The sequence below is a fragment of the Gemella bergeri ATCC 700627 genome (assembly GCF_000469465.1).
In the GTDB taxonomy this organism is placed as follows: domain Bacteria; phylum Bacillota; class Bacilli; order Staphylococcales; family Gemellaceae; genus Gemella; species Gemella bergeri.
Map to the genome: position 1 here is coordinate 1 of NZ_KI271792.1, position 8,810 is coordinate 8,810.

Below are 8,810 nucleotides of genomic sequence, written 5' to 3' on the forward strand. Positions count from 1 at the left end.
TCTGTCTAGTTTATTGTAGCCTAATCAGTATTCTCAAATCATAGATATGCGAAAAGAAGTTGAACAAGCAGAAAAAGTTAAGAACTGTATAGAGCAGTTACAGGAACAAGAAAAGCGATTATCACAGGTTAAGAGGAACGAGTTAGACCTATAAAACTGTGCTGAAATATGGTATAATTAAAAAACATAGGGATGATAGGTAGGGTCAGAATTAAAGTCAGACTTATAAAAAAAGGATAAAATATACTATATGATTATTTAGAAAGAGGAATAATTTTGGGATTTTTAATCGTAGCTTTGAGTTTTGGATTTGTTGCATTACTGCTTTTTTTATTGACAATCTATATCTATTTGAGAATTGCAATAGCTGTAGGAACAGGGACAGATTTGCCCGGATGGATTTATATGATTGGATCAAGCCTTAGAGGAAGATTCAGTAGCGTTCAATTTGATGATGTTACTGATTCGACAGCATTAAAAGAGGCTACCTTATTTATTTTTAATTTTATTTTGGCAAATATTATTGTTTTCGGTGTAGTATATTACAGAACACATCACTTTTCAAAAGCACTTTATACATGTTTGAAGGCTGAGTTTGCTATTGCTATTGTGGTACTAATACTGAGTCATGTTATGAAACTAATTACTGTATTGTTTCATCGCTCAAATAAACCGATGTATATTTATTCTTCATCAAATGCTGTAAAGGCTACTCTGGTTTTCGCATGTTTTTTCTTCATGTTTTTCATATCTTTGACCGGTTTTCCGTCAGAACCAATCGAAGTTCAAATAGATAAAACGAATGTCATTATTGGGGAAACAAAGGCATCTGAGCTCTTGTCGGAAGGGTTCACTTTTTATGAAAAGACAGCTGATAGCGAGATTGTAAATCAACGCAATGATCATTCTTATTACGGAAAGCTTTTAGAAATCTTTCGAAACGGTAAGTCCTATGGTTTTATGAGTGTTACTCCTACAGAGAAAGATTCGGATAGTTTAAAGAATTGTGTTATAACATATTATGAGATTGACGCTGACAGTAAGCAATTATCTGAGGTTACATTCAATCATACAGATTTATCTCATCTTACAATCCAAGATTTTAGAACTAAGGATATAAAGGATATTTTTTGTTAAATCCTGTAGATTCTGAAGAAATAAAAAAAGATACTCTTTTCATTCTTACGATACAAACCGCAGGTTATGAACTGTGGAAAAGATATAGAATTGAGGCTAATTTTAATGAGGCTGGAACTGTATATCGTTACGGTGTAAGAGTACAGCATGCAAAATGGGAGTAAACTTCATAGTATAAAGGAAGTAAAGGGTGTTATACTGGCTCTCAACAAAAATAAAATGAGTTGTTACCTGAAATAAGGGTCGGAAGAAGGTTTATGATGATTAATTTCGATGTACGAAAATCTGTTCAATATAAATATATCAAATATAAATTTAAGGGTGAATGCTTTAGAAATGAAGCTTTGAAAAATTTAAATGAAGATGAGAAAGAAAAAATTTTAATTAAAGCCACGAAAAAGACAAGAAAAATAACATGGATTATCATAATGGTATATATACCTGTAACTCTGTTGTTCATATTTGGCTTTGTTATGAATTACAAATACCTGGATAATCCTTTCATAAAATGGTATAGAGGAGTTTTAGAATCAGTATTTCCTTTGATTAACGGAGACTGGGGTAGTGCTATGTATGAGAAAAGAGGAACATTTTTAACAATTTACATTATGCTTCTGCCGGCTCTCATCATTAACGCAGCACCGCTTTTTATCCCCATTTTTATAACTGCAGATATAGTCTTAAAAAACAGAATAAAAGAAATTACAGAAAGAGGATTTGAAAATGAAAGGTAAGATAAAATTTCATAGTATTTTTTATAGATGTATATTATTCATGATTTTATTTTGCTTCTTCGTTTTACATACAATATCAAATGGACAGGCAATTACAGTGAACTTATTTGAGAAACCTCTAACCATAGCTTGGAAACAATTAAGTTACATTGTAATTATAATTTTTGTTGCTGTAACCGTAATTTCTTCTATTGCAAATTGGAAATTCTATATAAGCAAAGAAGGAATATTTTTACGAAAAATCAATTTGCTCATAACATGGGAAGAAATTATCGCCATCAATCATATCTGGATTAATAAAATATATAGGCCTTCAGTTGGCAGATTTTTTCTTTATAATAGTAAAACAATAGTTATTCACAGAGAAAATTATAAACCTATTTGTATTTGTAATATTTCTTTGTTAGCTTTATATGTGATAAAATTCTATAATCCTAAAACTAAAACTAACATAACTTTTGCCACTTTAGCTACTGCTTTTAATATTGCCTTAAATGCAGTGATTCTTTATGAAGTGTATGATGGGGATTTATTAAATATGCAGTTTGAGATTTTTATGATTTTGACTGGACTATACGCAGTTAAATCATTTGTTCTCCCTTTGCTAATGGTTAGACACCAAAATAAATTATATAGAAGTTCTTTATCTCATGAAAGGATAAATAAAACAAATTATTCAGAAGCAATCTATCTGTAAATATGGTAAAGTGGCAAATCAAATAGTTTTGCTGTTTTTTACTACCCATTTTTCAAAATAAAAGCGTCCATAAATCAAAAAAGGTACTTGACAAAACGCTTCCTGGGGAACGAAAAAAGATATAGAACCATATATGGATGAAAAGTTTCAAAATAATATTTTGCTTACTCAAACTGAGCGATTAACAATGGATGGTAGACCATCTAATCCAAAGTATGCGAGAAATAAAAATGTGCTTGTTATTGGTGGATCCGGAAGCGGAAAAACCCGATTTTATGTCAAACCGAACTTAATGCAAATGCACTTATCATATTGTGTAACTGATCCAAAAAAGGATTAACCTCTTAGGGACAGAGAAAATAATAAAAACTTGGAAAGGAGGTAATTCTCATGTCAAATACGAAAACAACAGGACAAACAGCCCTTTATGAGCGTTTAAGTCGTGATGATGAAATACAAGGAGAAAGCAATTCCATTACAAATCAAAAGCAGTTACTTGAAAGCTATGCTAAAAGAAACGGCTTTGTAAATATCTATCACTATACCGATGATGGAGTAAGTGGAACAACCTTTGATAGAGAGGGATTTCAAAAAATGATAAAAGCAGTAGAAGAAAACAAAGTATCTACTGTGATAGTAAAAGATATGAGTAGGTTTGGCAGAGATTACCTCAAAGTAGGTTTTTACACCGAAATACTTTTCAAAGAAAAGGGCGTAAGGTTTATAGCCATCAACAACGGAATAGACAGTGAAAAACAATCAGAAAGCGACTTTACCCCATTTCTAAATATTATGAATGAATGGTATGCAAGAGATACCTCAAGAAAAATATAATCCATCTTCAGAGCAAGACTGGAAGAGGGTAAAAGAGTATCACCAAGCGTTCCATACGGCTATTACAGAAACCCTAAGAACAAACAGGAGCTACTTGTCGATAAAGAGAGTGCAAAGGTTGTAAAACGCATTTACAGGCTTGTAATAGAGGGATATGGAGTAACACAGATAGCAGATATACTAACCAAAGATAAGGTCCTTATTCCATCAGCTTATGCAGAAATACATTACCCTGAAAATAACCATAGTTCAAAGAAAAGAGGAATAGAAGACCCGTATTTTTGGACACCGACCACAGTAGGTTATATCTTAGAAAAAAGAGAATATATGGGACACACTGTACTTGGTAAAACAATATGCCTTGATTACAAAACTAAGAAACGCAGAAAGGCAAAAGAAGATGAACTCATTATCTTCAAAAATACCCACGAAGCCATCATTGACGAAGAAACATGGAACAACGCTCAAAGGTTAAGAAAAACAGTAAGAAGAAGTCCGAAGTACGGAACAACCTCACACCCATTTACAGGACTTTTAATCCGTTCTGATTGTGGAGGTAAATTAAGTTACAGAGAGCCGGCAGAACATAAAGAAAAGAAGTACGATTGTGATTATTGTTTTGTATGTCAACATTACAGACACAGAAAAGGTACTTGCAGTATGCACTACATCAAAGTAAAAACAGTGAATGAAATTCTCTTAAAAGCAATCAAAGAAATCACAGACTTTGCCAAAGAAGAAAAGCAAGAATTTCTAAAAGTGATGAACAAATTATCTGATGAAAAAAGAGAAGAAAAGTATCAAGGAAATAAAACGAAGTTAGGAAAACTTTCATCAAGAAATGCAGAACTAACCACCCTTATTACAAAGCTATATGAAGACCACGCACTCGGGAAAATTCCTCTAAAACACTTTGATAGATTATTTAATACCTATGATACAGAGCAACAAGACTTAGAAAAGCAAATACAGTATTTTGAACAAGAAATAGAAAGCTATCATCAGAGAAAAGTTGACATCGATAAATTTCTAAAAATGATAGAGAAGTATACAGATATTGAGGAACTGACCGTACCGATGATAAATGAGTATATAGAAAAAGTTGTAGTCCACGAAGCGACAGGAGGAAGACAAGGCAAATATAGAAAACAACAAGTTGATGTGTATTTTAATTTTATAAGCAACTGTCAAATACCACAGAAAGAGGAGATAGAAAAAATGGCTTAAAAATGGTATAATATTAGATAAAATAGGATTGTGAGGGGGTGTTTTTATGTCGGCAATTAAAATTGAAAACCTTACTTTCTCATATTATGGATATGTAAAACCTATATTTGAAAATGTATCGTTTTCCTTTGATACAAACTGGAAAATAGGACTGATAGGAAGAAATGGAATTGATAGGTACAATCTTTTCAGTAATGACCATTGAGGAAAGTGAAGACCGTGAAGATTCCTTTTATATTTATGAACATGAGCCGTTGGTTGATTACAAAGTGGAAATCTTAGAAATATTAGATGAAAAAGCTCATATAAAATGCAATGGTACACTCATAGTAGATGGCTATGCGGATCCATATATAAAAGAAAAATTTGAGATTGATAGTTGGGTTCCGGTAATAGAATCCGTCGAGGATTGGGAGAAATATAAATTATAGATTAAAACTATAAATCCCAGTTTGTCGAAGTAAAGCAATTAAATAAAATCATCGAAGAGGGAGTAAAAGCAAATAGCCGATACTTCCTTTTTTGTTGTCGAAATTCAAAAAATGGAAAGGAGAATTTATGGAAGAACTACAAAATAGAGATAAAAAATTCATTCGCACAAAAGGAAAAGTCAACATTTAAAGAACTATCTGAAATACTCGGAAAAGAAACGATAGATCTATATAACACCTCTAAAATGTGATACAATGCCAATAGCTACGGACTAAATTATCAAAAAACAGGAAAGGAGCTGATGAGCCAAGATAAAATTATAATTATGGCTAGTGGTAAGTGTATTTTTCAGCTTCAAAGCATAAGATCGTTTTTGTCAGATAAATTCGATATTACAAAGCACAAAAATTATAAACTCCTTGAGGATTATGACAAGAAGAATGTGTTTTTGATAGGGAAAGCTAAGTTTAATAGAAATACAGTAATTTACAAGAATGTAATATTTTCTGTTATGGCTTTATATAGCGTGGGTATATCTGGTATAATGAAATAGAGAAATTGTGATTTAAATAATAAATAAAATGAAATTATAAGTGAAAAAGGATAAATTATGGAATTAGATTTTTTACAAGATGAACCAAAACTTGTCTTGACATATCCTCATAAGTCTAAATTTAATATGATAGGCTGTTTGTCTATAATATCTTCATTTTTTATTGTTATATTGATACTGAAGCATCTTATTAGTTATAGTACTGATTTTTCAGATAAAATTATTATGGCAATAGTGTTGATTGTCGCTCCACTTCTTGTATGGTTTATGGGATATTATCTCTTCATAAATGGAGTGAAATTAGAAATTTACGAAGACAATGTTGTTAAATATTATACTTATGGAAGAAGAGGACATAGTGTATTACATTTTAAATTTAAACTTGAAGATATAGAACAAATAAAAATTAAAAAGCGTCCATTTAATTGTCTAAAACTGATCATAGAAATTAGAAATCCTATTTTTTATGGTTTGCATGAGAAGAAACTAAATAAGCTAATGAATGTCAGTATCATCATAGATAGAAAAAATTGGATTTTTTTATGCAACAGATGGAACAATTCCAAAGAAAATAAAGAAGAATAATTGATTAGACAAATTACTGAATTAAAAGAAGGTACGAGTGAATATATTAGGAAATCAGCAGGTAGTGGGATATTAGCAAAAAATTTCCAGAATTAATTAAAGATGAACTCAATAACTGGAAGTTAGAAAACAAAGAAATAAATCAGATATACAAATTAGCCGGTAAGTTTATTAGCTGACAAATTAGAATTTGTGGAGGTGTGCATATGGAAGAAAAAAGACCTAATTTTAGAGATATAAAATCATTTGAAGAATTTAACAGATACTACTGGTATCGAGAAGAACTTTCACAAATTTGCAAGTCTCTTGGATTAGAGTATAGATGTACAAAACAAGAATTGAATTATATTATAGAACAATATTTTAAAGGGAATAGAGTAGAAAAGTCTTTGAGAAAAGTAAATAAAAATCGAGTCAAAGTTTTAACTTTAAACACACCATTGCTTGAATGCGGGTTTTCATTTAATCAGAATTTCGAGACTATTTTTCAGCTGTAACAGGTGTTAATCCATTTAAATTTAATGCGAATATGGCAACTGCTTGGCGAAAAGTAAAAAGGGATAACAACATAAAATTTACAATCCAAGATTTGATTAAAATATATTATGGAGAGTCAGACTATGCAAATTATGATAATTCAGTTTGTCAATGGAACCAATTCCTAAAAGACTTTTGTTTAGATGAATTTAGTGATTGTTATTCTAATAAGTTAAAAGTTGCAGCTATCCTATGGAAAGAAGTTAGAGAGTCAAAAAATGAAAAAATTTATTCACGAGAGCTTTTGAATGAATATGGATATAAAATAGAGAAGTATCGTAAGTAAATAAATCCTAGTTTGTCGAACTTAAAATTGAATATAAAACATTAAAGACGATAGATAAGTAAAAAACTATCGTCTTTTTTTATGCAAAAAACCCGGGCGCAAGTTAATAAGGATAAGAAGTCCTACCTAAAAAACAGCTAAGTATACAAACTTTTGGCGATTGGAATTAATTTTACAATCACTTTTTTAATTGGAGGAAACAATGGATAAAGAAATGATTAATATTGATGCCAACCTGTTAAAAGAACCTACTTTTTAAACTTTCATAAGAGGTGATGAAGAGGTTCAAGTTGTAAATTTTACACTTTTGAAAGAATGTGGAAAAAGTAGAGAGTATACCAACTGTGCAGCTTATGGAAAAAAAGTAGAAATAGTAAAAGCCTTGGTAAAAGGCGAATTAATTCATGTTTTTAGTTACTTTAAGAAGTGTGAATACAAAATTTTATTATTAAGGTATATAACAAAATTGAAAAGAAGAAAACAAGGAAAGATAAATAATGGATTTTTTCGTACAAGCAGCTAATGTATTAAAGATTTTTATTATGGCAGTAGGTGCAGGACTTGTAGCGTGGGGTGTCATCAATCTGATGGATGGATATGGCAATAACAATCTCGGAGTGAAATCACAGGCACCAAGCAATTAATAAAATAAAGACTGAATGGCACAACCAAATCTCTAAAACAAAAATATAAAAGCAAGCAAATATTGGATATAATCAATATTTGTGGTATAATCCTTGTAAGTATAGTAGTGAAAAAAGAGGATTAGTATTGCATTGAACTACAAAAAAATAATGTATTATGGTTAATATAGAAGATAAGGAGGTAGGAAAATGTCTAATTTATCGTTGAAATATCGTTTTTTAAAAGTGTTTATTAAGCTCATAGGATTTAAAAAATATTTTAATAAAAGTGAAACTGAGTTGATTGAAAAAACACGAAAGAATATGGATAAAACAAAGATTCCTATGCTTTCTCATAATGAAATAGACTATGAAATTAAAGAGTTTAATGGGGAAAAGGTTGTATATATAACTCATAAGAAACCGACAAAGAAAGTGTGCCTATTTTTAATAGGTGGTGGTATGCTTGTGCATCCTCGCCCGAATTCTATTAAAAAGGCTTTGAAAATAGCTCTTGAAAGTGGACGAAATATGGTTATTCCATATTATCCGCTTTGCATAAATCATACTATTGATGAAGTATTTGATTGGATCTATGCTTTGTATAAGTCAATGCTCAACACTTATAATGCTTCGAACGTTCTTGTTACGGGAAGTTCTTCCGGTGCGACACTTGCATTAGGACTTGTATCACATATCAATGCAATGCATAAGGAAGTTGAAGTTCCCAAGAAAATATATGCGTCATCACCCGGACAATGCTTTACAGATGAAGAGTTGATAAGAAAAGGGCAGGGACTTGATAAAAAAGATATTTTATTAAGTCTGTCTTATATGAAAAAAATGGATAAAATTTTGACTCACGGTAAAAATGTTCCGGAATATATGCTATATCTTGAAAGGGGAGATTATCACGGAGTAGAAGAGATTTACCTTTCCTATGGAAGTGATGAAGTATTATATGCGGCATATGAACCCATCAAAACTAAATTAGAAGAATGTGGTGTAAAGGTTATTTCGGAAATAGGGGAAAATTTGTATCACTGTTATCCATTTTTCCCTGTTGTAAGAGAAGCGAAATTAGGTTGGAGAAATATGCTTGAATATCACAAATGATTTATCTATGGGAGATTGAAAAATCAAATTAGACAGAAAAAAATAAAAT

Annotated in this window: 13 protein-coding genes and 1 pseudogene; all 14 read left to right on the forward strand. The window is 30.9% G+C overall.

The window, feature by feature from the left end:
* Nucleotides 1-405 precede the first annotated feature (405 nt).
* Nucleotides 406-1,137, forward strand: a complete 732-nt coding sequence (locus HMPREF1983_RS00270; RefSeq protein ID WP_211225804.1) for a hypothetical protein — start codon at nt 406-408, stop codon at nt 1,135-1,137.
* A gap of 260 nt (nt 1,138-1,397) precedes the next feature.
* Complete coding sequence (locus HMPREF1983_RS00275; protein WP_040460710.1) at nt 1,398-1,871, forward strand: hypothetical protein; 474 nt, start codon at nt 1,398-1,400, stop codon at nt 1,869-1,871.
* Nucleotides 1,861-2,568: a hypothetical protein gene (locus HMPREF1983_RS00280; RefSeq protein ID WP_021752260.1), complete on the forward strand. Its 708-nt coding sequence runs from the start codon at nt 1,861-1,863 to the stop codon at nt 2,566-2,568. The genes HMPREF1983_RS00275 and HMPREF1983_RS00280 overlap by 11 nt, the downstream gene beginning before the upstream one ends.
* Before the next feature lie 133 nt (nt 2,569-2,701).
* On the forward strand, nt 2,702-2,908 hold the full coding sequence (locus HMPREF1983_RS00285) for a type IV secretory system conjugative DNA transfer family protein (RefSeq protein ID WP_021752261.1): 207 nt from the start codon (nt 2,702-2,704) through the stop codon (nt 2,906-2,908).
* A 50-nt stretch (nt 2,909-2,958) separates the two neighbouring features.
* The gene (locus HMPREF1983_RS08010) at nt 2,959-3,402 is read left to right on the forward strand and encodes a recombinase family protein (protein WP_021752262.1); all 444 of its coding nucleotides are present in this window, start codon (nt 2,959-2,961) and stop codon (nt 3,400-3,402) included.
* An 18-nt stretch (nt 3,403-3,420) separates the two neighbouring features.
* Nucleotides 3,421-4,629, forward strand: a complete 1,209-nt coding sequence (locus HMPREF1983_RS00290; RefSeq protein WP_342663627.1) for a DUF4368 domain-containing protein — start codon at nt 3,421-3,423, stop codon at nt 4,627-4,629.
* A gap of 46 nt (nt 4,630-4,675) precedes the next feature.
* Nucleotides 4,676-4,819: pseudogene (locus tag HMPREF1983_RS07620) on the forward strand (Lsa family ABC-F type ribosomal protection protein); the annotation flags it as partial.
* Nucleotides 4,800-5,060, forward strand: coding sequence for a hypothetical protein (locus tag HMPREF1983_RS00295; protein WP_211225806.1), 261 nt, complete (start codon nt 4,800-4,802; stop codon nt 5,058-5,060). The pseudogene HMPREF1983_RS07620 and the gene HMPREF1983_RS00295, both read left to right, overlap by 20 nt.
* A gap of 302 nt (nt 5,061-5,362) precedes the next feature.
* Nucleotides 5,363-5,614, forward strand: a complete 252-nt coding sequence (locus HMPREF1983_RS00300; protein ID WP_021752266.1) for a hypothetical protein — start codon at nt 5,363-5,365, stop codon at nt 5,612-5,614.
* Between the two features lie 57 nt (nt 5,615-5,671).
* Nucleotides 5,672-6,199: a hypothetical protein gene (locus HMPREF1983_RS00305; protein ID WP_021752267.1), complete on the forward strand. Its 528-nt coding sequence runs from the start codon at nt 5,672-5,674 to the stop codon at nt 6,197-6,199.
* A gap of 206 nt (nt 6,200-6,405) precedes the next feature.
* Nucleotides 6,406-6,696, forward strand: coding sequence for an SAP domain-containing protein (locus tag HMPREF1983_RS08025; protein WP_021752268.1), 291 nt, complete (start codon nt 6,406-6,408; stop codon nt 6,694-6,696).
* Between the two features lie 32 nt (nt 6,697-6,728).
* Nucleotides 6,729-7,022, forward strand: coding sequence for a hypothetical protein (locus HMPREF1983_RS08030; RefSeq protein WP_021752269.1), 294 nt, complete (start codon nt 6,729-6,731; stop codon nt 7,020-7,022).
* 497 nt (nt 7,023-7,519) lie between these two features.
* Complete coding sequence (locus HMPREF1983_RS07630; protein WP_021752271.1) at nt 7,520-7,666, forward strand: Maff2 family mobile element protein; 147 nt, start codon at nt 7,520-7,522, stop codon at nt 7,664-7,666.
* Nucleotides 7,667-7,855: 189 nt separating this feature from the next.
* Nucleotides 7,856-8,761 carry an alpha/beta hydrolase fold domain-containing protein gene (locus tag HMPREF1983_RS00320; protein WP_021752272.1) on the forward strand — a complete coding sequence of 302 codons (906 nt, stop codon included), beginning with the start codon at nt 7,856-7,858 and terminating at the stop codon, nt 8,759-8,761.
* Nucleotides 8,762-8,810 lie beyond the last annotated feature (49 nt).

Bases quoted from the DNA above. Each gene is read 5' to 3' on its own strand.
- HMPREF1983_RS07630 (WP_021752271.1), top strand. From the start codon at position 7,520: ATGGATTTTTTCGTACAAGCAGCTAATGTATTAAAGATTTTTATTATG.
- HMPREF1983_RS00275 (WP_040460710.1), top strand. From the start codon at position 1,398: ATGATTAATTTCGATGTACGAAAATCTGTTCAATATAAATATATCAAA.
- HMPREF1983_RS08025 (WP_021752268.1), top strand. From the start codon at position 6,406: ATGGAAGAAAAAAGACCTAATTTTAGAGATATAAAATCATTTGAAGAA.
- HMPREF1983_RS08010 (WP_021752262.1), top strand. From the start codon at position 2,959: ATGTCAAATACGAAAACAACAGGACAAACAGCCCTTTATGAGCGTTTA.
- HMPREF1983_RS08030 (WP_021752269.1), top strand. From the start codon at position 6,729: ATGGCAACTGCTTGGCGAAAAGTAAAAAGGGATAACAACATAAAATTT.
- HMPREF1983_RS00280 (WP_021752260.1), top strand. From the start codon at position 1,861: ATGAAAGGTAAGATAAAATTTCATAGTATTTTTTATAGATGTATATTA.
- HMPREF1983_RS00300 (WP_021752266.1), top strand. From the start codon at position 5,363: ATGAGCCAAGATAAAATTATAATTATGGCTAGTGGTAAGTGTATTTTT.
- HMPREF1983_RS00270 (WP_211225804.1), top strand. From the start codon at position 406: ATGATTGGATCAAGCCTTAGAGGAAGATTCAGTAGCGTTCAATTTGAT.
- HMPREF1983_RS00285 (WP_021752261.1), top strand. From the start codon at position 2,702: ATGGATGAAAAGTTTCAAAATAATATTTTGCTTACTCAAACTGAGCGA.
- HMPREF1983_RS00305 (WP_021752267.1), top strand. From the start codon at position 5,672: ATGGAATTAGATTTTTTACAAGATGAACCAAAACTTGTCTTGACATAT.
- HMPREF1983_RS00320 (WP_021752272.1), top strand. From the start codon at position 7,856: ATGTCTAATTTATCGTTGAAATATCGTTTTTTAAAAGTGTTTATTAAG.